Below are 24465 nucleotides of genomic sequence, written 5' to 3'. Positions count from 1 at the left end.
GTGTCAGGACCGGGGCGTGCCGCCGGAACGGCCGCCGGGGCTGCCGATCCGGGTGCGGAGGTACCCGGAGAGCGAGGTCACCGCGGCGGCCAGGACCACGAAGTTGTAGACGATCTGCACCACCGCCACCATCCTGGCCTCCTGGCCGTGCGGGGTGATGTCGCCGTACCCGACGGTCGCGGTGGTGACGAGGGTGAAGTAGAGGGCGTCCAGCCGGGTGGTCAGACCGCGCATCTGGCCCGGGTACTGCGCGAGCGCGTAGTACGCCGAGGAGAAGACGAACAGCGACAGCACCACGAGCACCGGGATGACCAGCCCCGGGCGCCCCCGCGGGTCCTCCGTGACGGTGTAGCGGACCTGCAGGGAGAGGGTGAAGGTGAGCGCGGCCAGGGCCAGCAGGAACAGCACCCAGCTCAGCACCGGGCGCTCGGTGCCGAGCCGGTCCAGCGGGAAGAAGAAATAGCAGACGGCCAGGGCCACGGCGAGGCCGCCGTTGGCCGCCCAGGCCCAGGCGCCCGCCCGGGCGAGCTCCCGGCGCGTCCGGCCACGCCCGCCGGGGGCGTCACGCCCCCGGCCGGGCGGTCCGGAACCCGCGTCGGTCACCTCAGCAGATGCGCGGGAGCTGTTCGCCGACCGGCAGGTCGACGACGCGGGTGCCGCCCAGCCCGGTGCGGGCGACCACCATGCCCGGGTGGTCGGGGACGCACTCGCCGATCACGGCGGCCCCGGTCCCCAGGGGGTGGGCGTGCATCGCGGCCAGCACCGCATCCGCGTGCTCCCGGGGGACGAAGGCGACCAGCTTGCCCTCGTTGGCGACATAGAGGGGGTCCAGGCCGAGCATCGCACAGGCGTTCGCCACCGGCTCCGGCACCGGCAGCGACCGCTCCCGGACCACCACGCCCACCCCGGCGGCGGAGGCGATCTCGCCGAGCGCCGCCGCCACACCGCCGCGGGTCGGGTCGCGCAGCACGTGCAGGTCGGGGGTGACCGCGAGCATCGCCTCGACCAGGCCGCCCAGCGCGGCGCAGTCGCTGGCGATCTCCACGTCGAACTCCAGCCCCTCGCGGCGGCTGAGCACCGCCACGCCGTGCAGCCCGATCGGTCCGCTCACCAGCACCACGTCGCCGGGCTCGGCCCGCTGCGGGCGCAGGTCGACCCCGTCGGGTACCAGGCCGATGCCGGCCGTGTTGAGGTAGACGCCGTCGCCCCGCCCGGCCTCCACCACCTTGGTGTCCCCGGTGACGACCTCCACCCCGGCGGTACGGGCGGCCGCGCCCAGCGCCTCGGCGACCCGGGCGACCAGCGCCGTCTCGACGCCCTCCTCCAGCACGAAGCCGCAGGAGAGGTAGGCGGGCTGGGCTCCGCTCATCGCGAGATCGTTGACGGTGCCGTTGACCGCCAGGTCCCCGATGCTGCCGCCGGGGAAGAAGAGCGGCCGGACCACGAAGGTGTCGGTGGAGAAGGCGAGCCGGGCGCCGCCGAGCGTGACCGTGGCGGAGTCGGCGAGGCCGGCCAGGGCGGGGCCGCCGAAGGCGGGCGCGAAGACATGTTCGACCAGTTCGGCGGAGAGCGCCCCGCCGCCGCCGTGGCCCATCACGATCCGCGGGTGGTCGCGCAGCGGCAGCGGGCAGGTCCAGCCGGAGAAGTCGGGTGCGTCCGGGGCACCGGGGGCCGGTGTGGTGCCCCGTCCGGTGTCCGGTGCCTCCGGGCCGCCCGGCGTCTCCGGGGCGGCCGGACGGGCGGTGGTGGTCTCAGCCAACGGAGCTCGCCTCCTGGGCAGCGGGAACGGCAGGTGTCGCGGTGCCGCCGAGGCGGCGGTAGAGGTAGTACGCGGCGCAGGCGCCCTCGCTGGAGACCATGGTGGCGCCGAGCGGGGTGCGGGGGGTGCAGGTGGTGCCGAAGGCGGCGCACTCGGGCGGGGTGATGAGCCCCTGCAGGACCTCGCCGCTGCGGCAGGCCGCCGGCTCCTCGGTGGTGATGCCGGTGACCGCGAACCGGTGCTCGGCGTCGTACTCCCGGTAGCGCGGGGAGAGCCGCCAGCCGCTGCCGGGGATGGTCCCGATGCCGCGCCAGGCCCGGTCGGTCACCTCGAAGACGTCGTCGAGCATGGCGCGGGCGGCCGGGTTGCCCTCCTCCCGGACGGCCCGGGGGTAGGCGTTGTCCACGGCGTGCTCGCCCCGTTCGAGCTGCCGCACGGTGCGGCGTACGCCCTCCAGGATGTCCAGCGGCTCGAAGCCGGTGACCACGATCGGCACCCGGAAGCGCTCGGCCAGCTCCGGGTACTCGGCGGTGCCCATCACGCTGCACACGTGGCCTGCGGCCAGGAACCCCTGCACCCGGCAGTCCTCGGAGGTCATGATGGCCTCGATCGCGGGCGGGACGCGGACGTGCGAGACCAGCATGCTGAAGTTCCGCACGCCGCGCCGGCGGGCCTGGTGGACCGCCATGGCGTTGGGCGGCGCGGTGGTCTCGAAACCGATGCCGAAGAAGACCACTTCGCGCTCCGGGTGCTCCTCGGCGAGGCGCAGCGCGTCGAGCGGCGAGTACACCACCCGCACGTCGCCGCCCTCGCTGCGTACCCGGAACAGGTCCCGGTCGGTGCCGGGGACCCGCAGCATGTCGCCGAACGAGCAGAAGATCACCTCCGGCCGGGACGCGATGGCCAGGGCCTTGTCGATGACCTCCAGCGGGGTGACGCAGACCGGGCAGCCGGGGCCGTGGATCAGCCGGACCTGCTCCGGCAGGAGCTGGTCGATGCCGTGCCGGATGATGGTGTGGGTCTGACCGCCGCACACCTCCATCAGGGCCCAGGGGCGGGTGACGGTGGCGTGGATGTCGTCCAGCAGCCGCCGGGCGAGGTCCGGGTTCTGGAACTCGTCGATGTACTTCACGGACGCGCCTCCCGCCTCTCCGTCTCCGCCACCGGCCCCCGCCCTGCCGCAGGACCGGCCGCAGGGCCTCCCGCCGCGGGCGTCGCCGCGGCCTGCGCCGCGGGGACCGTGCCGGCCGGCAGCGGCGCCCCGCTCTCCTCCGCCGCCTGCTGCCAGGCGTCGCCGAACTCCTCCTCCAGCAGGCCGAGCTGCCCGAAGAGCTCCAGGGTCTGCCGGGCCGACTCCTCGTCCAGCCGCTGGAGCGCGAAGCCGACATGGACGATGGTGTACTCGCCGACCCGCAGGTCGGGCAGGTACTCCAGGCACACCTCCTTCACCACGCCGCCGAAGTCCACCTCGGCCATGCGGGTGCCGTCACGCTCGTGCACGCCGACCACTCTGCCGGGTACCGCCAGGCACATGGGTCCTCCTCGCTCTACGGGGTCGTCCCGCTTCCGGCGCCGTCCCCGGCGCCGGCACGGGCCGCCACCAGAAGCTGGCCGAGGGCCAGACCGCCGTCGTTCGGGGGTACATGACGGTGCGTCAGCACCGTGAAGCCGTCCTCGCGCAGCCCGCGGACGCAGGCTCCGGCGAGCACGGCGTTGGCGAAGACGCCGCCGCTGAGCGCCACCGTGCCGGTGCCGTGCCGTTCCCGGGCGGCCGCGCAGAGCCGCCGGACCAGGCCGGCCACCGCCGCGTGGAAGCGGGCGGCGAGGAGCCCGCAGGCCTCGCCCCGGCGCAGCCCGTCGACCAGCGCGGCCAGCAGCGGCGCCGGGTCGGCGGCGAGGTGGCCGCGCGGGGTACGGCGCAGCTCGAAGCCGCCGCCCGTGCCGGTGCCGGGCGGCTCCGGCACGGGCCCGACGGCTGCCTCGTACGCGGCGGCCGCCGCCTCCAGCTCGACCGCCGCCTGGGCCTCGTATCCGGCGTGGTGGCAGACGCCGGTCAGCGAGGACACCGCGTCGAAGAGCCGGCCCATGCTGGAGGTGGGCACGCAGTGCAGGCCGCGCTCGAGCTGCCGGGCGAGCACCAGGCGCTCGTCGAGGGCGCAGGCGGCGACGGGCGGCAGGTCCTCGTCCCAGCGCAGCCCGGCGGCGCGCAGGTGGGAGAGGGCCATCCGGTACGGGTGGCGCACGGCCGCGTCGCCGCCGGGCAGCGGCACGTAGGCGAGCTGCGCGAAGCGGCGGTAGCCGGCGTAGTCGGCGAGCAGGAACTCGCCGCCCCACACGGCGCCGTCGTCGCCGTAGCCGGTGCCGTCGAAGGCCACCCCGAGCACCTGCCGGGTACCGTCCATCCCCGACTCGGCCAGCACGGCGGCGATGTGCGCGTGGTGGTGCTGCACGGTGCGCACGGGCCGCCCGGCGGCGTGCCGCCGGGCCCAGCCGGCGCTGCGGTAGCCGGGGTGCCGGTCGGCGACCAGCAGCCCGGGCCGGACGCCGGTGAGCCGCTCCAGGTGCCGCTCGGCGGCGCCGAAGGCGGTGAGCGTCGCGAGGTCGTCCATGTCCCCGATGTGTGCGGAGAGCCAGGCTCGGCGTCCCTCGCCGAGGCAGCAGGTGTTCTTCAGGTCGCCGCCGGCCGCGAGGGCCGGGCGCACCGGGACCGGCAGCGGGACGGGGAAGGGCGCGTAGCCGCGGGAGCGGCGTACGGGCAGCGGGGCGCCGTCGACCACCCGCACCACGGAGTCGTCGCAGGGGACGTGCACGGGCCGGTCGTGGAGCAGCCAGGCGTCGGCGAGCGAGGCGAGCCGACGCAGGGCCTCGGCGTCGTCGGTGACGATGGGCTCACCGCCCAGGTTGCCGCTGGTCAGCACGAGGAGCCGGGGACCGGGCGGGTCGCCGGGCAGGCCCAGCAGCAGGTGGTGCAGCGGGGTGTACGGGAGCATGATGCCGAGATCGGCGCAGCCGGGGGCGACCTCCGCGGCCACGGCGGGGGCGTCGGACGGCCGGGCGCCGGGCGGGCGGGCGCGCAACAGGACGATGGGGCGGCGGGGGCCGGTCAGCAGTTCCCGTTCGGCGGGGCCGAGGTGGGCGAGCCGTTCGGCGTCCGCGACGTCCCGGGCCATCAGGGCGAACGGCTTGGCGGCGCGGCCCTTGCGCCGCCGCAGCAGCCGTACGGCCTCCGGGTTCCCGGCGTCGCAGGCGAGGTGGTAGCCGCCGAGCCCCTTGACCGCCACGATCGCGCCGGCGGCCAGCAGCTCCCGGGCGCGGCGGACGGGGTCGCCGGCGGCGTCGGACGGGGAGTCCGCGGCGGCGCCCGCGAAGCCGTCCATGCCGCCGTCCGGGCCGCCGCCCGCCGGGGGCAGCAGCAGCCGCAGCCGGGGCCCGCAGTCGTGGCAGGCCACGGGCTGCGCGTGGAACCTGCGGTCGGCCGGGTCGGCGTACTCCCGCGCGCACCGCTCGCACATCGGGAAGTCCGCCATGGTGGTGGCGGCCCGGTCGTAGGGCAGCCCGGTGACGATGGTGAACCGCGGGCCGCAGTGGGTGCAGGTGACGAAGGGGTGCCGGTGGCGCCGGTCGGCCGGGTCGGCCAGCTCGGTGAGGCAGGCGTCGCAGGTGGCGGTGTCCGGTGGCACCAGGGTGCGGGCGGGCCCGTCCGCGCGGGAGTCGGCGATGGTGAAGCCGCCGGGGGCCTGCGGGCCGGCGGCGGGCAGCGGTTCGCGGCCCACGGACTCCACCACGGCGAGCGGGGGCGCGTCGGAGGCGATCCGCTCGCAGAAGGCCGTGACGGCCGTCTCCTCGCCCTCGACCTCGGCGACCACGCCGCTCCCGGTGTTGGCGACGTGGCCGGCCAGGCCGAGCTCCCCGGCGAGGGCGAAGACGAACGGGCGGAAGCCGACGCCCTGCACCACGCCGCGCACCGTGACCCGGCACCGGACCCGGCCGGCCGGGGGCGGGGCGAGGGGGGCGTCCGCGGTCATCGGGGCGTGTGCTCCGCGGGCCCGGGCGCGGGGGCGGGCGCCTGGGCGGAGGCGGGGGTGTGGAGGTGACCGTGAGCCTGGCCGTTGCCGTCACCGTGCGCGTGGCCGTGACGGTGCGCGTGGCCGTGACGGTGCGCGTGGTCGTGGTCGTGGGTCTGCGCGTGGCCGTGACCGGCCGCGGGCCCGTGGTGGTGCCCGTCCATGGCGACGGTGCGGGCCATCACCGGGGCGTGCACGGTGCCGCCGTCCGCCGCGGCCAGCGCGCGGTCCAGCAGCCCGCCGCCGCCCTCGCCGGTGCGTACGGAGGTGAAGAGCACCTCGACACCCGGGTTGACCTGCCGTACGTTCCGCAGGAAGCCCTCCCGGTCGAAGTCGACCGCCTCCGCGAGGTCGTTCTTGGTGACCACCACGAGCTGGGCGAGCCCGAAGGCGGTCGGGTACTTCAGCGGCTTGTCCTCGCCCTCGGTCACCGAGGCCAGCGCCACCCGCAGCGTCTCGCCCAGGTCGTAGGAGGCGGGGCAGACGAGGTTGCCGACGTTCTCCACGAAGAGCAGCCGGGTGTCCGCAGGCAGCCAGCCCTCCAGGTGGCCGCGGAGCATGCCGGCCTCCAGATGGCACAGACCGTCCGTGTGCACCTGCCGGACCGGGAGGCCGGCGCGGGCCAGCCGTACGGCGTCGTTCTCGGTGGCCAGGTCCGCAGTGAGGGCGGCGGCGGGCACGCCCCGGCGCCGGGCGTGCTGCAGCTCGGCCTCCAGCAGCGCGGTCTTGCCGCTGCCGGGGCTGGAGAGCAGATTGACCACGGCGGTGCCGCGGGCGGCGAGTTCGGTGCGCAGGGCCTCGGCACTGCGGTCGTTCTTCGCCAGGACCGCCTGCTCCAGGTCGACGGCACGGCACATGGTCAGCCCTCCTCGGGGGCGCGGGCGGATACGGACACCGCGGGACCGGCGGCTGCGGGCTCCCCGGCCCCGGGGACCGCACCGGGCGGGCCGCCCCCGCTCTCCTCGGCATGCCCCGCGCAGTACTCGACGGCGGTGATCCGCAGTTCGCGCCCGGCCAGCAGTTCGGTGCCGGCGCCGCCGCACTCCGCACAGCACAGCCGCGGCGGCATGCCGGTCGCCCACTCCGCGCCGCAACCGGTGCAGCGGGCCCGCCCGGGCACCGCGTCGAGGTGCAGGGCGGCGCCCTCCAGGCGGGTGCCGGCACAGGCGAGGGAGAAGGAGAACTCCAGCGCGTCGGGCACCACCCCGGCGAGCTCGCCGACTTCCAGCCGCACGCTCCCGACGGACCCGGTGCCGGCCTCGTCGCCGTCCAGGGCCTCCTCGACCTGCTCCACCACCGCCAGCGCGATGGACATCTCGTGCATCGGTGGTCTCTCTCCGTGGAAGGTGCCGCCGGGCGCTGCCCTCCCCGCGGGGCGGGCTCGACGCTCCCATTAGAGAATCCGGCCTCCGCCGTCCGCCGCTGACACGCCGCCGGGCGCCGCCCCGCTCGCCCGTTCGGGCCCGCCGGCATGGGCGCGGCCGGCCCGGCTGTGCGCGGTGCGTGCGGGGAGGCGCGGCACGGGCGGCGGGAAGGGCGGCGGCTCCTTCCGTACGAAGGCGGCGCGCAGCGCGTGGTAGGGCGCTCCCGGGTCGAAGAAGACCGCGCGCATCCGGGCGAGTTCCTCGGCCCGGTGGGCGGCGAGCGGCTTGCGGGCCTGCTCCTCCTCCAGCGCGGCCTTCTTGGCGGCCACCCGCCGGTGGGTGCCGGGATCCTGGGCGGTGCGGACGGCCAGTGCGGCGACCTCGCCGGCGAAGGCCTGCGGGCCGCACTCCAGCAGCCGGTCGACCAGGCCGAGCCGGCGCGCGGCGGCGGCGCTCACCGGCAGTGCGTCCTCGGTGAGGGCCCGCGCGGTCTCCGCGCCGACGCGGCGCGGCAGGGTGCAGGTCCAGTACTCGGAGCCGGGCAGCCCCATCAGCCGGTAGTGCGGGTTGAGCACCGCGCCGCGCCGGCACCACACCTCGTCGGCGGCGAGCGCCAGCATGGCGCCGCCGGCCGCGGCGTTGCCGCCCAGGGCGGCGACGACCAGCCGGTCGGTGGTGGTGAGGACCGCCTCCACGAGGTCGTCCATGGCGACGATGTTCGCCCAGGACTCCCCCGCGGGATCGGCGGCCGCCTCGATGACGCCGAGGTGGATGCCGTTGGAGAAGAAGTCCCGCACGCCGCCGAGCACCAGCACCGAGGTGGGACGTTCGCAGGCCCGGCGGTAGGCCGCGAGCAGCCGACGGCACTGCCCGGTGCTCATCGCCCCGCCCGGGAAGGAGAAGCGCAGGAAGCCGACGGCACCGGACTCCGCGTACCGGATGTCCGCCCAGGTGCGGCGGCCCTCCTGGTCCGGCCACGCCGGGGCGGGGTCCTCCGGCAGCGGCGGCAGCCGGTCCCCCAGCGCCTGCACGGCGGGCAGGGTGATGCCGCGCCGCCCGTCCGGGCTGCGCTCCCGCAGCGCGGGCAGCCACACCGCGCCGTCGGCGGTGGCCCGGCAGACCGCGCCGGTCCGGGTCGCCAGCAGGTCGCCGGGGCGGCCCCGCAGCCGGTCCTCGGGGTGGCCGCCGTGCAGGTGGAAGACGCCGCCGAGAAGCTCGTCTCGCACGCCCGGCTGCGAGTCGGCCGCGCGCAGCTTCCGCAGCACCGTGGTGGTCGGGTCGTGCCGCCAGTCGATGAGCCGCTCCCGCTGCCGCAGGTACGGCCGGGACCGTACGGCGGCCCGCAGTCCGGGGTCGTCCTGGCGTCGCGGGTTGCCGCTGCCAGAGGCGTAGCGGCTCACCGCGAGCAGCAGGGCCTCCAGCGCGGCGTCGGCGATCTCGTTGCGGTACAGGTCGCTCTTGCCGACCGGGGGGACCGTGCAGGAGGCCGAGGCCCACACCGCGCCGGCGTCCAGTTCCTCCTCGGCCTGGAGGACCGTCACGCCCCAGCGGGTGGCGCCCTCCTGGACCGCCCGGTCCAGCGAGGAGGGACCGCGGTCGCCGACCGGACCGGGGTGCACGACGAGACAGGTGTGCGCCCGGTGCACGTCCGGCGGGATCACCGCCTTCAGCATGGGTGCCAGCACCAGCTCCGGCGTGTGCCGCCGCACCGCGGCGCGGACGGCCGCGCCGTCCGGCACCGTCTCCGCCGCCACCTCGTGCCCGCGGTCGCCGAGCTCGGCGAAGACGCGCTGCGTGAGGCTGTTGAACGCCGTCGCCACCAGCAGGATGCGCATCGGGACCTCCCAGCCGCCCGGCGCGTCGGAGGTGGGTGGCGGGGCGCCGGGACCCCGGTCAGCGACGATCATCCGGGCCGGGTGCCGGTGCGGCGCGCGGCCGCGCCGCGCGTCCGCGGGCGGGTCACCCGTTTCGCGGTGCGGCGCCTCGCGGGCAGGGGGCGGGACGAGCCGGACCGCGGTGTGCGGAACGCCGACACCCGGGCCGATTCTTCGGCCGATCGCACAACGCCGGGGTCCCACCGCGCCCGTACGGTTCCCCGAACACACGTCCAGGGCTCGCGGGCGAGGGCCGGGGGATCCCGTCCGGGCCCGGGAGAAGGGGACCACCATGGCTCTGAGACAGACACTCGCCCAAGGGGCGGAGAGCGGCTTCCTCGGCAGGATCGAGGAGCGGATCAACGCCGTCTTCGACCCGATCGCCACCGGGCTCGGGGACTTCGTCTTCGGCGAGGTCACGGTCTTCGGGACGACCTTCCCGTGGATCGTGGCCTGGCTGGTGCTGGCCGGCGCGGCCTTCACGCTCTACTTCGGGTTCGTGCAGGTGCGCGGCTTCCGGCTGGCCCTGCGCATCCTCCGCGGGCGGCACAGCAGCCCGGACGACCCGGGCGAGATCACCCACTTCCAGGCGCTGACCTCCGCGGTCTCCGGCACCGTGGGCCTGGGCAACATCGCCGGTGTGGGTGTGGCCGTCACCATCGGCGGCGCAGGGGCCACCTTCTGGATGGTGCTCTGCGGCCTGCTGGGGATGTGCAGCAAGTTCGTGGAGTGCACGCTGGGCGTGCGCTACCGCGACGAGCACCCGGACGGCACGGTGTCCGGCGGCCCGATGCAGTATCTGAGCAAGGGCCTCGCGGAGCGGCTGCCGGGCGCCGCGGGCCGGTACGCCGGGAAGATCATGGCCGCGCTGGCCGCCGTGATGATCCTGCTCTTCGGCATCGGCGGCGGCAACATGTTCCAGGCCAACCAGACCGTCATCCAGCTCCGGGACGTCACCGGCGGCGAGGACGGCCCGCTGGCCGGGGACGGCTCGGCGCTGCTGGCCGGGCTGGTGCTCGCCGCAGTCGTCGGTTTTGTGATCATCGGCGGCATCCGGTCGATCGGGCGGGTGACCAGCCGGCTGGTGCCGGCCATGGGCCTGCTCTACGTCGGCGCCTGCGCCCTGGTCATCCTGTTCAACCTCACCAGCGTGCCGGACGCGGTCGGCACCATCGTGAGCGGTGCCTTCACCGGCGAGGGCGTGGTCGGCGGCACCATCGGCGCGCTGATCGTCGGCTTCACCCGGGCGGCCTTCTCCAACGAGGCGGGGCTCGGCTCCGCCCCCATCGCGCACTCCGCCGTGAAGACCCGCTACCCGGCCACCGAGGGCCTGGTGGCACTGCTCGAACCCTTCATCGACACGGTCGTGGTGTGCACCATGACCGCCCTGACCATCGTCATCGCCGACACGGCGTTCTGGCGCGACGCCCAGGCGGAGTACGCGGCAGAGGGCGTCACCCCGGACGGCGTCACCGTGACCTCCGAGGCGTTCGAGACGGTGCTGCCCTGGTTCCCGGTGCTGCTGACCGTCGCGGTGGTGCTCTTCGCGGTCTCCACGATGATCACCTGGGCGTACTACGGGCAGAAGGCCTGGACCCATCTCTTCGGCCGCAGCCGGGTCAGCGAGCGCGTCTACCAGGGGGTGTTCTGCTCCTTCATCGTCATCGGCGCGGTGCTGACCTTCGGCAGCGTCCTCGCCTTCACCGACGCCGTGCTGTTCCTGCTGGCGCTGGTGAACATCATCGGCCTCTACCTGCTGGCGCCGGTGGTCAAGCGGGAGCTCGCACGGTTCACGCGTTCCCTGAAGGCCCCGGACGCGCGGCAGGAGGGGGCGGAGGCGGCCTCCACGGAACGGGGCTGAGCGCCTCCCCGCACCGGGCCCGTTCCGGGCCTCCGGACGGGGACCGCCCCGGGCCGCCGGGCCCGGGGCGGTCCCCGCGCCACTCCCGGTCACCGGACCGGCGGCCGGTCACCGGGCACGCGGCCGCCGGGACGCCGGTCGCCGGGCCGCGGCAGCCGTCAGGACGCCCGGGCACCGCCGTCCGGTCCGGTCGCCGTACGAGCCGGCGGCGAGCCGGTCTCCAGCAGCAGTTGCAGATGCGAGAAGAGGCACTGGTGCCCGTCGTCCAGATCGATGCCGCTGACGGCCTCGGCCCGCTTCAGCCGGTACCGCAGCGTGTTCGGGTGCACATGCAGCGACGCGGCGGCGGAGCGGACGTTCCCCAGCGCGCCCAGATAGGCCAGCACCGAACGGACCAGGCCGGAGTCGTGCTCCGCGTCGTAGTCGGCGAGAGCGGTGACCCGCGGGTCGCGGATCCGCGGATGCTGTTGCAGCAGCCCGAGGGCGTCGCTGAGCAGCACCTGGGACCGTACGTCGTCCATGGTGGCCACCCGGCGCTCACCGCCCCGCACCAGGATGTCCAGCACCCGGTCCGCCTCGGTCTTGGAGTCGGCGATCGCGTCCAGCCCGGGCACCGCCGAGCCGACGGCCGCGCACACGTCGAGCTGGAGCCGCTGGCCGGCCGCCCGCACGATCTCCGAGGCGAGCCCGGCGGCGAGGTTCTCACCGGACCGCTCGGGGAGGCCCGGCAGCAGCATGTACACCCGGGTGTCCACGCTGGTGACCAGGGACCGGCGCCGGTAGGCGGCGGCGTGCACCGAGATCAGGCTGGTCATGGTGGCCCGGCGGAGCTCGAAGGCCGGGCGGCCGGCGTCCCCGGAGCCGGCGTTCAGCGCGAACGCCGTGACCAGCGCCGGCTCGTCCAGCCCCGCGCCGATGTGGTCGGCGAAGGTGCGCGGGTCGACGTGCCCGTTCAGCATCCGGCTGAGCAGACTCTGCTCGAACTCCAGATCGGGCGAGATGCCGGTACGGCGGCGTACGAGCTGCAACGCCGCCGCCCGTGCGGCGCCGAGCAGCGCCTTGTCCGCCTCCTCGGCGAGCGGCTTGTCGCCCTCCTGCACCCAGATCGACCCGAGCAACTGCTCGTCGACCCGGATGCCGATGGCCAGCCGGCGCCGGATGCCGCGCTCCGGGCGCTCGTCGATGTGCACCACGTCGTCGCCGGCGCGCAGCCGCTCGTAGACACCCCACCGCTTCAGCAGCGCCAGGTACTCGGCGGGCCCCTGCCAGCCGAGGATGGACCGGCGGCGCAGCTCGTCCACCTCGTCGTCCGAACGCGAGTACGCCACGACGCGGTTGGCGTTGTCCTCGATGCTCACGATGCCGCCGGTGAGCGCGGCGACGGTCTGCGCCAGCGCGTAGAGGTCGGCGGGCCGCCCCGCCTCCGGGACCACCGCCACCCGTGCGTCGGCGACGACTCCGCGCGCCATCGAGTCGAGCTGGGCCCAGCGCATCTCGGGCCGCACCCCGAGCACCACCGCTCCGGTGTCGGCCGCGATGGCCCGCAGGTCCGCCAGATCGTCCCCGTGGTCCATCTTGACCGCCACCGCGGCCGCGCCCCGCGCGGCCGCCGCCCGGGCCAGCCGGTGCACCCGGCGGCCCCGGGAACCGATGATGAGCACCAGATCGCCGTCGTAGGAGTCCGGCTCGTCGTCGGCGTCCAGGATCACCACGTCGTTGATCGCGACGTCGAGGCCCTCGGGTGCGGCCACCAAGCCGATCACCGGGTCGCCGAGAGCGAGCAGCAGTTGCCGCAGCCGCGCGCCGGAGGGCCGGGCCTTGTCGTCGGCGGCGCCGGCGTCGTGCACGGGGTCCGCCGGCCTGGCCGTCTCGTCCACTGTTACCACCTGTCCCGCGCGCGGACCCGGTCGGTCCGGTCCGCGCGCCGACGTGTCACTGACGGTACTCGCTGGTGAGAGACCCATACAACAGTCCGGAGGCGCCGCGGGCCGTTGTCGCATCGGCCAACACCGCTCCCGGCGTGCTGGCGAACCGCACAACGGTGCGGCGGCGCCCGGGGGCCTACCGTCACAGGGAACCCGGCGGCCCGCCGCACGGCGGCCGGCGGCGAGCAGCAGCGCCCCTGTCCACCGGCGAAGAGCGAGGAGACCCCCGTGCGTGTCCCCGGACCGGGCGACGGCGGCCCCGGCACCCCAGGAGACGGCGGCCCGCCGTCCGGCGGCAGACGGCTGCTGCTGCTCGGCGACGACGAGCCCGCCGCGGCGGTCGCCGCCTTCGCCACGGAGTGGGGCGCGAGCGTACGGCGGCTGCCCGCCCCGGACGCCGCGGAACTCGCCGCCGCGCTGGCGGGGGAGGCCGGAGGCGTCGACATGGTGGTGATCGTCTTCCGGGAGGACGTCCGGGCCCTGCGCTACGCGCTGCTGGCCGAGCACGCCCGCCCCGGGGTGCCGCTGCTGGTCACCCTCTTCGACCGCACGGTGGCCGGCGAGGTGGTGCGCTCGGTGCCCAACTGCACCGTGCTCGGCATGACCGACGCGCTCGTCCCCGCACTGCTGGGCCCCTGCCTGGAGGAGCGGCTGCTGACGCTCTGCCGTACGCCGGACGGGCAGCGGCTGGGCGTGGTGGACGGCCCGGACGGTCCGCGCGTCGAGCGGTCCCCCACGGCGCGGCCGCCCGCCGGGCACCGGCTGCGGCACTGGCTGCACGCCCAGGTCCGGCCGCTGGAGGGCACCACCCGGGCGCTGCTGACGGGACTCTGCGGGCTGCTCGGCGTCTTCCTGCTCGACACCGTGCTGGGCATGCTGGTCCTGCACCAGCCGCCGGCGGCCGCGGCCCGGCACGCGGCGCTGGTGCTCACCACGGTGGACGCGGGCACGGGCGGCGGCGCGCACGCCTCCCCGGCCTGGTATCTGGTGCTGTCCACCGGCACGCTGCTCTGCGTGCTCGGCTTCACCGCGCTCTTCACCGCCGGGCTCGTCGACCACCTCACCTCCGGCCGGCTCACCGGCCTGGTGGGTGCCCGGGCGGTGCCCCGGCACGGCCATGTGCTCGTGGTGGGCCTCGGCCAGGTCGGGCTGCGGCTCTGCCGGGAGCTGCGGGCGCTCGGCATCCGGGTGGTGGCGGTGGAGCGGGACCGGGAGGCGCCGTGCGTGCCGCTGGCGAAGGAGCTCGGCATACCGGTGGTGTTCGGCCGCGGTGGCGACCGGTTTCTGCTCCGGAAGCTCGCGCTCTCCCGGGCCCGGGCGATCGCGGCGGTCTCCTCCGACGCGCTGGAGAACATCACGGTCGCGGTGGCGGCCCGCGCCGTCGCCCCGGAGCAGCGAATCGTGCTCCGCTCGGGCGGCGAGGAGGACGTGATCTCCGAGTCCCGGTCGCTCTTCCGGATCGCCACCGCCTGTGACCTCGCCGAGGTCGGCGGCTCCCATGTCGCCGCCACCGCGCTGGGCCTGCGCCCGCTGGCCACCTTCACCTCCGGCCGCGGGGTGCAGGTGCTGCACGCAGACGGCCGGGTGCACCCGGCGGCGCACTGCGCACGGGTCTGCGCGCCCGCCGGACCGCCGGGCCCCGGCTCCCCCGGCCCCCACATGGCGGCGCGTCCGCGCCCGGCCGCCGCGGCCTCCCCCGCGGCCACCGCCGGCGCCACGCACCGTACGGAAGGAGAGACGCGATGAGCGAAACCGTGCACCCCGTCCACACCACCGCCCCCGGGTACGGCGGCCCGGAGCCGGACGCCCGCGGCGGACCGACGGGCTGGTGCCACTGCGGGTTCCCGCTGCTGCCCTGCCGGGACTGCGCCGAGTCCCGCTGCCTGAGCTGCGACCCCTACCGCTCCGACGACTGCTTCCGCTGACGCCCGCCGCCGGGCGTGCCGGCCCCGGGCCGCCGGTCGCAGCACCGCCCACCCCGTCGCGTCCGCACCGCCTGCTGCTCCACCGGGCCCGCCGCGGCCGGCCGCCGGCCGGGCCGGCGGCCGGCGAGCGGGCGGTACGCACCCTGCGCGGGTGCGGTGTCAGCCGCGGCGGGCGGGGAGGTCGAAACGCCAGCCGGCGGCGCGCAGCTCCGGGATCAACCGGTCCACGGCCTCGACGGTCTGGCTGCGATCACCGCCGCCGTCGTGCAGCAGCACCACGGCACCCTCGGTGAGGCCCTCCCGGAGACGGCGGAGCAGCTCCTGCGTACCCGGCGGCTCCCAGTCGGTCACCGCCAGCCGCCAGCCGAGCGGCTGCATCCCGAGCCGGGCCGCGACCTCGGGCGACCGCCCCCAGTTTCCGTAGGGCGCCCGGAAGTACGGGATCCGGGCCCCCGGCGCGGCACGGCGGATGGCCGCCGTGGTGCGGGCCAGGTCCCGCCGGATGCGGTGCTCCGGCCAGGCGGCCAGGTCGTCGTGGTGCATCGAGTGGTTGCACAGCGTGTGCCCCTCGGCGGCGATCCGGCGGACGATCCCCGGGTGCTGCGCGACATGGTCGCCCCAGAGACAGAAGGTGGCGGTGACCCCGTGGTCCCGCAGCACCTCCAGGAGCCGCGGCGTGTGGACCGGGTGCGGCCCGTCGTCGAAGGTGAGCGCGACGGTGCGGCCGGGGTGCCGGGCCGACTCGACCGGTTCGGAGGTGGGCCGGCCCGCCCCGCCCGGCCCCCCGTGCCCGGGCGGGGCGGCGGCCGCGCCGGCCGTGCCGGTCAGCAGCAGCGCGGCGACCAGCCCGCCGAGCAGCCGGGTGCGGGGGCGGGAGGGCCGGGCGGGGCGGCGCGACCGGGGACGGGACGAGGATGCGGGACGGCTCAACGGAGTCTCCTTCTGCTGCGGCTCGTCGGTGAGGGCCAGGGAGGCGGTACGCCGGCGCGGGACCGGCGTACGCGCCCCGGCGTACGCGCCCCGGCATGCGGGGACGGGCGTGCGGCTGCCGGGAGCCCGCCCGTCGTGCCCGCCCGCCGGCCGGGCTGATGCGGGCGGACGGGCGGCACGGTCAGCCGGCCGGCCGCGGGTCGTCCAGCGTCACCGGGCAGACCAGCGCGCGGTCGTGCCCGACCCGGCGCTCCGGTCCGGTGAGCCGTACCCGCATCCGGTGCCGCACGTCCGCGCTGGAGGCGGCGAACCGCAGCTCCAGCTCGCCCGGTTCGACCAGGCGGTGCCCGGCGAGACCGGTGAAGGAGGACAGGTCGGCGTGGAAGCGGAAGCGGACCCGGCGGGCCTCCCCGGGGGCCAGCGGCACCCGGGCGTAGCCGATCAGCCGGGTGTCCGGCCGGGTGGTCTGGGCGACCGGGTCGTGCAGATAGAGCTGCACCACCTCGGCGCCCTCCCGGTCGCCGGTGTTCCGCACGGTCAGCGCGACCTCGGCGGCGCCGTCGGTGGGGAGCTCCGGCGGCGGGCCGGCGCAGTCCTCCCAGCGGAAGGCCGTGTAGGACAGCCCGTGCCCGAAGGGGTACAGCGGTGTCGGGTCGATGCTGCTGCTGCCGCCGGCCAGCCCGAGCGGCGGCTGGAGATACGTCCAGGGCTGACCGCCGGGGTCGCGCGGGACGCCGAGCGGGAGACGCCCGGAGGGGCTGACCCGGCCGGAGAGCACCCCGGCCACCGCCGGGCCGCCCTCCTCGCCGGGGAAGAAGGCCACCAGCGAGCCGGCCAGCCGGTCCGCCCAGCGGCCCAGGGCGTAGGTGCGGCCGGTGAGCAGCACCAGGACGACCGGGGTGCCGGTGTCCAGCAGCGTCTCCAGGAGCTCTCCCTGCACGCCGGGGAGGGCGAGGTCCGGCGCGTCGCAGCCCTCGCCGGAGGTGCCGCGCCCGAAAAGACCGGCGCGGTCGCCGAGCACGGCGACGCAGACGTCCGCGTCGCGGGCGAGCCCGGCCGCGGCGGCGAAGCCGGCGGTGTCCGGCTCGCTGACGTCGCAGCCGGGGGCGTGGGTCACCTCGCAGGCGCCGAACTCGGTGCGCAGCGCGTCCAGCACGGTCGGGACCCGGACGCCCAGCGGCACCTCCGGGTGGGCGACGCCGACGTGGGCGGGAAAGGAGTAGCAGCCGAGCATGGCGAGCGGGTCGTCGGCCCGGGGGCCGACGACGGCGATCCGGGATCCCCCGGCGGGCCGCAGCGGCAGCGCGCCGTCCCGGTTGGCGAGCAGCACGCAGGACCGTTCGGCGAGGGCACGGGCCAGGGCGCGATTCCGCGGCGGGTCCAGGTCGAGGCGGCCGGCGACGGTGCTCTCGGCGTTCCCGGCCTGCTCGGCGTCCCCGGCCTCGCTGTCGAGGCTCGCACCCACGGCGCCGCCCGGGCGGCCGCCGGTGCGGCCGTCCGGGACGCCCTGCACGTCGCCGTCCACGCCGCCGTCCACGCGGCCGCCGTCTGCCGCGTGCTGCTCCCCGGGCGCCGGCTCCGCCGCGCGCGGCTCCCGCAGCAGGGCGGACAGGACGGGAGGCACCGGCGACCAGTCCGGGTCGAGCAGCCCCAGTTCGCATTTCTGCCGCAGCACCCGCTCGGCCGCGCGGTCCACCAGTTCCTCGGGCACCTGTCCGGCGCGTACGGCCCCGACCAGCGCGTCCCCGTAGCAGCGGACGGTCGGCAGCTCGGTGTCGACGCCCGCGGCCAGTGCGAGCCGGCCGGCGTCGGCCGGGTCGGCAGCCACCCGGTGCACCGTCTCCAGGAAGCCGATGCCGAAGTAGTCGGCGACGACGGTGCCGTCGAAGCCCCAGGTCTCGCGGAGCAGCCCGGTGAGCAGCTCCCGGTCGGCGGCGGCCGGGACGCCGTCCACCTCGGCGTAGGAGTGCATCACCGAGCGCGCCCCGGCCTCCCGCAGGGCCGTCTCGAAGGGCGGCAGCACGATGTCGCCGAGCTCCCGCGCGCCCGCGCGCACCGGCGAGAGGTTGCGGGCGCCGGCCGAACCGGCGTAGCCGGCGAAGTGTTTGAGGGTGGCGACGACGCCGGCGCTCTGCAGGCCGCGCACATAGGCGGCGCCGATGGTGCCCACCAGGTACGGGTCCTCGCCGATGGTCTCCTCGACGCGCCCCCAGCGCAGGTCCCGTACGACGTCCAGGACCGGCGCCAGGCCCTGCTGGACGCCGACGGCGGCCAGGTCCGCGCCGATGCGGGCGCCCATCTCGGCGACCAGCTCGGGGTCGAAGGCCGCGCCCCAGGCGAGCGGCACCGGGTAGGCGGTGGCGCCGTGCGCGGTGAACCCTGCCAGGCACTCCTCGTGGGCGACTGCGGGGATGCCGAAGCGCCCGGCGTCCGCGATACGCCGCTGGGTGCGGGCGAGGGCGAGCGCGCCCAGCGCCGGGTCGACGGGTGCGGTGCCGAAGCAGCGGGTGATCTGCCCGAGCCCGCGCGGGATCAGCGCGTCCCAGTCCACGGCCTCCGTCATCTCGTGCTGGTGCGGGGCGACGCCGTCCCCGGAGGCGTCGGCGCCCGCCCAGATCCCGTAGAGCTGTGCGGTCTTCTCCTCCAGGGTCATCCGGGCGAGCAGATCCGCCACCCGTGCCTCGGCGGGCAGCGCCGGGTCGCGCCAGGGGGCGCCGGAGCCGGCGGCCGGCCCCTCCCCGGGGGTCTCCCGGGAGGGGTTCTGCTGTGCCGGAGTCTCCTGTGCCGGGGTCTCCTGTGCAGGGCGGACGGTCATGGGGGCAGGGGTCCTCTCTGTCGTACGAAGGGGCGCGGGCGGGCCCGGTGTCACCGGCCGCCGGCTCCCATGAGCCCGTTGATCAGTGCCCGGCGGGCCACCAGGTAGACGGCGAAGATGGGGATGCCGGAGAGCACCACCGCGGCGAGCAGCGCGGGGATGTCGATGCCGAACTGGCCCATGAAGGTGAAGAGTCCGAGGGTGAGCACCCGCGGGCCCTCGGACTGGGTGAGGATCAGCGGGAAGATGAAGCCGTTCCACGCCTGGAGCGCGGAGAAGATGGCCACCGTGCTGATCCCGGCCCGGGACATCGGGATGGTGAGCTGCACCAGCATCCGCAGCGGGGAGGCGCCGTCCAGCGCCATGGCCTCGTAGAGCTCCTCGGAGATGTCCCGCATGGTGCCGGTCAGCACGATCACCGCGACCGGCATGGCGAAGGCGGCGGTCGGCAGGATCACCGCGGGCAGGGTGTCGTACAGCCCCATCTCGGCGATGAGCAGGTAGAGCGGCACCACGACGGCCTGGGCCGGGATCGCCACACCGAGCAGGAAGAGCCGGAAGGCCAGCCCGGACCAGCGGTCGCGGGTACGGACGGCGACGTAGGCGATGGGGACGGCGAAGAGCAGCACCAGGCCCACCACCGCAGCGGCGACCAGCGCGGTGTTGGCCATCAGCCGGGGGAAGCCGCTGGTGAGCACGGTGTGGTAGTTGCCGAGCGTGGGGTCCTCGGGCGGGGCGAGCGGGTTGCCGGTCAGCGCCTGGTCCTGCTCCATCAGGGAGGCGGAGAGCATCGTGTAGACCGGCACCAGGACGACGACGAGCCAGAGCAGCGAGGCCCCACCGGCGACCGCGTTGGCCCGGCGGGCCCGGCGCACCGGGCGGACGCGACGCGGCAGCAGCGGGCGGCGGGGCCGTCCGGCGCCGGACGGGCCGGACCGGCCCCGGGCGGGCGGCGGGCCGGCGTGCTTGCGCGGTCGCGCGGCGGCCGGTCCGGGGGTCCGGGTGGTTCCGGTGGACATGTCCGTCGGTCACATCCCTTCGCGGGTGCTGCGCATGGCACCGAAGCCGGTGAAGCGGACGAGCAGCAGCGACAGGCCGGTGGCGGCGAGCACCAGGAAGGTGGCGATGGCGCTGGCGTAGCCGAGGTCGTAGCTCTGGAAGCCGGTGCGGTACATCAGGTAGGGGAGGATGGTGGTGTCGGTGCCCGGCCCGCCCTTGGTGAGGATCAGCACGGTCTCGAAGTAGGTGAGCGTGCCGACCACCATCAGCACGGTGGAGGTGGTGACGGTGTGGCGGAGCTGGGGCAGGGTGATCGAGAAGAACTGCCGCACGCGCCCGGCGCCGTCCACCTCGGCCGCCTGGTAGAGCACCTGCGGGATCTGCCGGGCGCCGCCCTGGTAGATCAGGGTGTGGAAGGGGATGAACTGCCAGCCGCCGACGAAGACCACGGCGAGGAAGGCCCCGGTGGAGGAGCCGAGGATGTTCTGGTTCTCCAGCCCGAGCCACGGCCCGAACTGCTTGACCACGCCGAAGTTGGGGTCCAGCACGGAGTGGAAGAGCAGCGCGACGGCGGTGCTGGAGAGCAGCAGCGGCACGAAGAAGACGGCGGACAGCAGCGCCCGGTTCTTCTGGCGCCCCGCGGCCCACACGCCGAGCAGCAGCGCGACCGGCGTCTGGAAGCCCCAGCTCGCCACCAGCAGCAACGCGGTGAGCCCGGCGGCCTTGCCCATCTGCGGGTCGGTGAGCAGCCGGGACCAGTTGTCCAGGCCGGTGAGCCGGGGCGCGGTGAGCCCGTTCCAGTCGGTGAAGGAGAGATAGCCGGCGAGCACCATGGGCACCACGGCGAACAGGCCGAAGAAGAGGATGCCCGGCAGCGCCCAGGCGGGGTGCGGCCGGCCGACCCTGCGGTCGAGCCGGGCCGTCACCGCCGCAGGCCCTTCAGCCCGTCGACGAACTGGCGCGGCGAGGACTGGCCGACGAACAGCTTGTTGATCTCGGTGAGCATGGGGGTGGCGACGTCGGCGCCGAGGGCCTGGTCCCAGGAGAGGGTGAAGTCGGGCGCGTCCTGGACCAGCCCGTACTGGAACGTGGAGAACTCGGGGCTGGGTGAGGAGGCGAGCAGCTTCTCGGCGCCGGTGGTGGCCGGCACGTCGCCGTTGTCGATCAGCGCCTGGGCGTAGGTCTCGGAGGCCATCCGGGTGAGGAAGGCGATCGCGGCGTCCTTGTCGGCCACGTTGGTGTTGAGGGACCAGTAGTTGGTGGGGTTGCCGACGACGTTGCGGATGTCGCCGCTGCCGCCGGTCACGGAGGGGAAGACGGTCCAGCCGAGCCCGTCCTCGGCGAACTCCGGGTGCTTGCCGAGCTGGGTGGCGTACTCCCAGGAGCCCATCAGGTGCATGGCGGCCTTGCCCTGGGCGAAGAGGGCCGGGGCGCCGCCCTGGACGTAGCTGACGGAGGAGAAGTTCTTCCCGAAGGCGCCGGCGTCGATGAGGTCCTTGACGGTCTGCGCGGCGCGGAGCACCGCCGGGTCCTCCCAGCCGGGGTCCTCGCCGTTCTGGATGCGGGCGAAGACCTCGGCCCCGCCGATCCGGTCGACGAGGTACTCCAGCCACATCAGCTCGGTCCAGGTGTCGGAGCCGCCGAGGGCGAAGGGGGTGATGCCGGCGTCGCGGAAGGTGTCGACCGCCTTCTCCAGGTCCTTCCAGTTCTCCGGGGGCGTCACGCCGTGCTCGTCGAAGAGCTGCTTGTGGTAGAAGAGGATCACCGGCTGCATGCCGCGCATCGGGATGCCGTAGTTCCGGCCGTCCAGCTCGCCGGCCTTGAGCACGGCGGGCAGGAAGCCGTTCTTCAGCCTCGGCTCGGACTGCACGACGTCGGTGAGGTCGACGAGCTTCCCGGCCTCCTGGAAGGGCCGGATGCTGCCGCCGCCCCAGTTGAAGAAGATGTCCGGGCCGCTCGGCGACCCCATGGCGGTGCGCAGCTTGGTGCTGTAGTCGGAGCCGGGGATCTCCTCCAGCTTGATCTGCACCTCGGAGGACTTGTTGAACCGGCGGACCGCGCCCTGCTGCACCTTCACGGCGTCGTCGCCGTAGACGAAGGCGGTCAGCTTCCCGTCCCCGGAGCCCCCGACGCCTCCCGAGCCGCAGGCGGTGAGGGCGGGGGCGGCCAGCGCCGAAGCCCCGGCGGCGAGGAACCAGCGCCGGCTGAGTGTGCTGTCGGTGAAAGCTCCGGGTGTCATGACGGCCACCTTCTGTCGCATGTTTCGAATCTCACATCGAATTTTCGAAGCAACGTAGAAGTGCCGGGGCCCGGCGTCAAGGGTGCTGCCGCACTCTTTCGGCCCGGGTCTCCCGCGGAGCGCACCCGGCGGGCGGCTACGGGCGGAGCGCCGGACGGGGCTACCATCGCCGCATGAGTCCCGCCAAAGCGCAGCGGCGCCGCGCAGAGCAGCCGCAGGAGGAAACCGCGGAGAGCACCGGGTCGGGCACCGCCACCCTGGCGGAGATCGCCCGGGCGGCCGGGGTCTCGGCTCCGACAGTTTCGAAGGTCCTCAACGGCCGCGCCGACGTCGCCCCCGCCACCCGCACCCGGGTCGAGGAGCTGCTGCTGCGCCACGGCTACCGCCGCCGGCGGGCCGAGTCGAGCCGTTCCCCCCTGCTCGACCTGGTCTTCCACGAGCTGGAGAGCGCCTGGGCCATGGAGGTCATCCGGGGCGTGGAGAACGTCGCCCGGGACTCCGGGCTGAGCGTGGTGCTCTCGGAGAGCGACGGCCGGCTGACGCCCGGGCAGTCCTGGCTGGACCGGGTGCTGGCCCGCCGGCCACACGGGGTGATCCTGGTGCTCTCCGGCCTGGAGCCGGCCCAGCGCGCCCAGCTCGCCAGCCGGGACATCCCGTTCGTGGTGATGGACCCGGCCGGCGACCCGGGCGACGAGGTGCCCTCGGTGGGCGCCACCAACTGGCAGGGCGGGCTCGCCGCCACCCGGCACCTGCTGGAACTGGGCCACCGGCGGATCGCCGTCCTCGGCGGCCCGCCGCGGATGATGTGCAGCCGGGCCCGCATCGACGGCTACCGCGCGGCCCTGGAGGCGGCCGGCGTGGAGGTGGACCCGGAGCTGATCCGGGAGGGCGACTTCCACCACGAGACCGGGCACACCGTGGGCCGCGAGCTGCTGCGGCTCCCGGACCGGCCGACCGCCGTGTTCACCGGCAACGACCTGCAGGCCCTCGGCCTGTACGAGGCGGCGCGCGAGCTGGGTCTGCGGGTGCCGGAGGACGTGAGCGTGGTGGGCTTCGACGACCTTCCGCTGACCCGCTGGGTGGCGCCGCCGCTCACCACCGTGCGGCAGCCGCTGACCGAGATGGCGGAGGCGGCCGCCCGCATGGTGCTGGACCTGAGCCGCGGCGAGCGGCCGGCGGTACCCCGTATCGAGCTGGCCACCAGCATGGTCGTCCGCGCCAGCACGGCCCCGCCGGCCGCCGGCTGAGCCGGCGCGGGGGCCGCGTCGCGGGGCGGCGGCCTCCCGGGAGCCGCGGGGAAGGACGGTTCGGGTGCGGGGTCTTGACGCCTCGAATGGGATCGGACATCGTGGCGAAAGTTTCGTCCGACCTGTCGCCCCTTGTGCGGAGGGAGGCCCGCGGGACGTCCCGCGTTCGCCATGCCCGATCCCCAGCTCCCCCACCAGCGCCGCCCCGCCTCCCACGGCAGACGCCTGCGCGCCGCCCTGGTCGGCACCGGCGGCATCGCCGAGGCCGGGCACCTGCCCGCGCTGCGTTCCCAGGCGCACCGCGTGGACCTGGTGGCCGCCGTCGACACCGACCCCGCCCGCCTGCGTGCCTTCACCGGACGGCACGGCGTACCCGCCGGTTTCGCCACCGTCCCGGAGATGCTCGACGCCGTACGCCCCGACCTGGTGCACCTCTGCACGCCCCCGGCCGCGCACGCCGCGGACGCGGTGGCCTGCCTGCGGGCCGGCGCCTGGGTGTGGGTGGAGAAGCCGCCGGTCCTGTCCCTCGCCGAGTACGACCGCATCGAGGGCTCGGAGCAGCCCGGCGGCCCGTACGCCAGCGTCGTCTACCAGCACCGCTTCGGCTCCGGCGCGCGGCGCCTGGCCGGGCTGGTCGCCTCCGGCGCACTCGGCAGACCACTGGTCGCCCAGTGCGTCACCGCCTGGTTCCGCGGCCACGACTACTACGAGGTGCCGTGGCGGGGCGACTGGGCCACCGAGGGCGGCGGCCCGACCCTGGGCCACGGCATCCACCAGATGGACCTGCTGCTCTCCGTCCTCGGGAGGTGGACCGAGGTACGCGCCATGGCGGGCCGGCTGGACCGCGCCGTGCAGACCGAGGACGTCTCCGCGGCCCTGGTGCGCTTCGCCGGGGGCACGGTGGCCACGGTGCTCAACAGCGTGCTCTCGCCCCGGGAGGAGAGCCGGCTCCGCTTCGACCTCACCGAGGCGACCGTCGAGCTGACCCACCTCTACGGATACGGCGACGACGACTGGCAGATCACCCCCGCGCCCGGCGCCACGGACGCCGCGCGCCTCGCCCGGCTGTGGCGCACCGCCGAGCCCGCCGCGGAGATCCGCAGCTCGCACGCGGCCCAGCTCCCCCACCTCCTCGACGCGCTGGAGCGCGGCGTGCGGCCGCCCGCCAGCGGACCCGCGGGACGCGCGGTGCTGGAGCTGATCACGGCGCTCTACCGGTCGGCGTTCACCGGGCAGCCGGTGCGCCGCGAGGAACTCGGGCCGCACGACCCCTTCTACCACCACCTGCACGGTGACACCCCCGAGTGGGCGCCTGCGGACCGCGCCCCCGGACCGCCGCCGGGCACCGCGGCGGAACCGGCGGCTCCGGAGGGCCGGGACACGGACGCCGCACCGGCGGGACCGGCCGCGCCCGCCGCCGGGCGTCCGGGAGCGTCCCGGTGAGCGCCCGCGAGGCGCCCACG

The 24465-nt window shown here is 75.7% G+C and carries 19 protein-coding genes; 5 read left to right on the top strand and 14 right to left on the bottom strand.

What is annotated here, in order from left to right:
• Positions 1–3: 3 nt before the first annotated feature.
• The 8 genes from HOY81_RS02285 to HOY81_RS02250 all read right to left on the bottom strand — a co-directional run bounded on the left by HOY81_RS02285 (position 4) and on the right by HOY81_RS02250 (position 9022).
• Positions 4–603 (bottom strand): potassium channel family protein, encoded by a 600-nt coding sequence (locus HOY81_RS02285; RefSeq protein ID WP_237317455.1) that lies wholly within the window; start codon positions 601–603, stop codon positions 4–6.
• Between the two features lies 1 nt (position 604).
• Positions 605–1594 carry a hydrogenase expression/formation protein HypE gene (gene hypE, locus HOY81_RS02280; RefSeq protein ID WP_237317554.1) on the bottom strand — a complete coding sequence of 330 codons (990 nt, stop codon included), beginning with the start codon at positions 1592–1594 and terminating at the stop codon, positions 605–607.
• Between the two features lie 157 nt (positions 1595–1751).
• Positions 1752–2891: a hydrogenase formation protein HypD gene (hypD, locus tag HOY81_RS02275; protein ID WP_237317453.1), complete on the bottom strand. Its 1140-nt coding sequence runs from the start codon at positions 2889–2891 to the stop codon at positions 1752–1754.
• On the bottom strand, positions 2888–3292 hold the full coding sequence (locus tag HOY81_RS02270) for a HypC/HybG/HupF family hydrogenase formation chaperone (RefSeq protein WP_237317451.1): 405 nt from the start codon (positions 3290–3292) through the stop codon (positions 2888–2890). The genes hypD and HOY81_RS02270 overlap by 4 nt, the downstream gene beginning before the upstream one ends.
• Before the next feature lie 14 nt (positions 3293–3306).
• Positions 3307–5784 carry a carbamoyltransferase HypF gene (gene hypF, locus HOY81_RS02265; protein WP_237317449.1) on the bottom strand — a complete coding sequence of 826 codons (2478 nt, stop codon included), beginning with the start codon at positions 5782–5784 and terminating at the stop codon, positions 3307–3309.
• On the bottom strand, positions 5781–6680 hold the full coding sequence (hypB, locus tag HOY81_RS02260; protein ID WP_237317447.1) for a hydrogenase nickel incorporation protein HypB: 900 nt from the start codon (positions 6678–6680) through the stop codon (positions 5781–5783). Before hypB ends, hypF begins: the two co-directional genes overlap by 4 nt.
• Before the next feature lie 2 nt (positions 6681–6682).
• The gene (locus HOY81_RS02255) at positions 6683–7147 is read right to left on the bottom strand and encodes a hydrogenase maturation nickel metallochaperone HypA (protein WP_237317446.1); all 465 of its coding nucleotides are present in this window, start codon (positions 7145–7147) and stop codon (positions 6683–6685) included.
• 69 nt (positions 7148–7216) lie between these two features.
• Positions 7217–9022 carry an enoyl-CoA hydratase-related protein gene (locus HOY81_RS02250; RefSeq protein ID WP_237317552.1) on the bottom strand — a complete coding sequence of 602 codons (1806 nt, stop codon included), beginning with the start codon at positions 9020–9022 and terminating at the stop codon, positions 7217–7219.
• A 331-nt stretch (positions 9023–9353) separates the two neighbouring features.
• On the opposite strand from HOY81_RS02250, the gene HOY81_RS02245 reads away from it, so the two are divergent.
• Positions 9354–10922, top strand: coding sequence for a sodium:alanine symporter family protein (locus HOY81_RS02245; protein WP_237317443.1), 1569 nt, complete (start codon positions 9354–9356; stop codon positions 10920–10922).
• 158 nt (positions 10923–11080) lie between these two features.
• Here the strand turns inward: HOY81_RS02245 and HOY81_RS02240 are convergent, their stop codons facing one another.
• Complete coding sequence (locus HOY81_RS02240; RefSeq protein WP_237317441.1) at positions 11081–12799, bottom strand: helix-turn-helix domain-containing protein; 1719 nt, start codon at positions 12797–12799, stop codon at positions 11081–11083.
• 276 nt (positions 12800–13075) lie between these two features.
• Between HOY81_RS02240 and HOY81_RS27245 the strand changes: the two genes are divergently transcribed.
• Both HOY81_RS27245 and HOY81_RS02230 read left to right on the top strand, forming a co-directional pair.
• Positions 13076–14593: an NAD(P)-binding protein gene (locus tag HOY81_RS27245; protein ID WP_237317439.1), complete on the top strand. Its 1518-nt coding sequence runs from the start codon at positions 13076–13078 to the stop codon at positions 14591–14593.
• Positions 14590–14772 carry a hypothetical protein gene (locus tag HOY81_RS02230; protein WP_237317437.1) on the top strand — a complete coding sequence of 61 codons (183 nt, stop codon included), beginning with the start codon at positions 14590–14592 and terminating at the stop codon, positions 14770–14772. Before HOY81_RS27245 ends, HOY81_RS02230 begins: the two co-directional genes overlap by 4 nt.
• Positions 14773–14931: 159 nt before the next feature.
• On the opposite strand, the gene HOY81_RS02225 is transcribed toward HOY81_RS02230, so the two are convergent.
• The 5 genes from HOY81_RS02225 to HOY81_RS02205 form a co-directional block, all read right to left on the bottom strand.
• On the bottom strand, positions 14932–15702 hold the full coding sequence (locus HOY81_RS02225; protein ID WP_237317435.1) for a polysaccharide deacetylase family protein: 771 nt from the start codon (positions 15700–15702) through the stop codon (positions 14932–14934).
• A 181-nt stretch (positions 15703–15883) separates the two neighbouring features.
• A complete protein-coding gene (locus HOY81_RS02220; protein WP_237317433.1) occupies positions 15884–18517 on the bottom strand; it encodes a glycoside hydrolase family 3 N-terminal domain-containing protein in 2634 nt (877 codons plus the stop codon).
• A 50-nt stretch (positions 18518–18567) separates the two neighbouring features.
• Entirely contained in the window at positions 18568–19536 is a 969-nt protein-coding gene (locus HOY81_RS02215; RefSeq protein ID WP_237317431.1) for a carbohydrate ABC transporter permease, read from the bottom strand.
• Positions 19537–19545: 9 nt separating this feature from the next.
• Positions 19546–20442 (bottom strand): carbohydrate ABC transporter permease, encoded by an 897-nt coding sequence (locus tag HOY81_RS02210; RefSeq protein ID WP_237317428.1) that lies wholly within the window; start codon positions 20440–20442, stop codon positions 19546–19548.
• Positions 20439–21755: an extracellular solute-binding protein gene (locus HOY81_RS02205; RefSeq protein ID WP_237317427.1), complete on the bottom strand. Its 1317-nt coding sequence runs from the start codon at positions 21753–21755 to the stop codon at positions 20439–20441. The genes HOY81_RS02210 and HOY81_RS02205 overlap by 4 nt, the downstream gene beginning before the upstream one ends.
• 173 nt (positions 21756–21928) lie before the next feature.
• Here HOY81_RS02205 and HOY81_RS02200 point away from each other — a divergent pair, with 173 nt between their 5' ends.
• The gene (locus HOY81_RS02200; protein ID WP_237317424.1) at positions 21929–23002 is read left to right on the top strand and encodes a LacI family DNA-binding transcriptional regulator; all 1074 of its coding nucleotides are present in this window, start codon (positions 21929–21931) and stop codon (positions 23000–23002) included.
• Between the two features lie 171 nt (positions 23003–23173).
• Positions 23174–24445, top strand: a complete 1272-nt coding sequence (locus HOY81_RS02195) for a Gfo/Idh/MocA family protein (protein WP_237317422.1) — start codon at positions 23174–23176, stop codon at positions 24443–24445.
• The last annotated feature ends 20 nt before the right edge of the window (positions 24446–24465 follow it).

The organism is Streptomyces sp. JJ36, assembly GCF_021696945.1.
Taxonomy (GTDB): Bacteria; Actinomycetota; Actinomycetes; order Streptomycetales; family Streptomycetaceae; genus Streptomyces.
The sequence above is the reverse complement of the archived record's forward strand: the minus strand, read 5'-3'. Positions and strand labels throughout refer to the sequence as shown.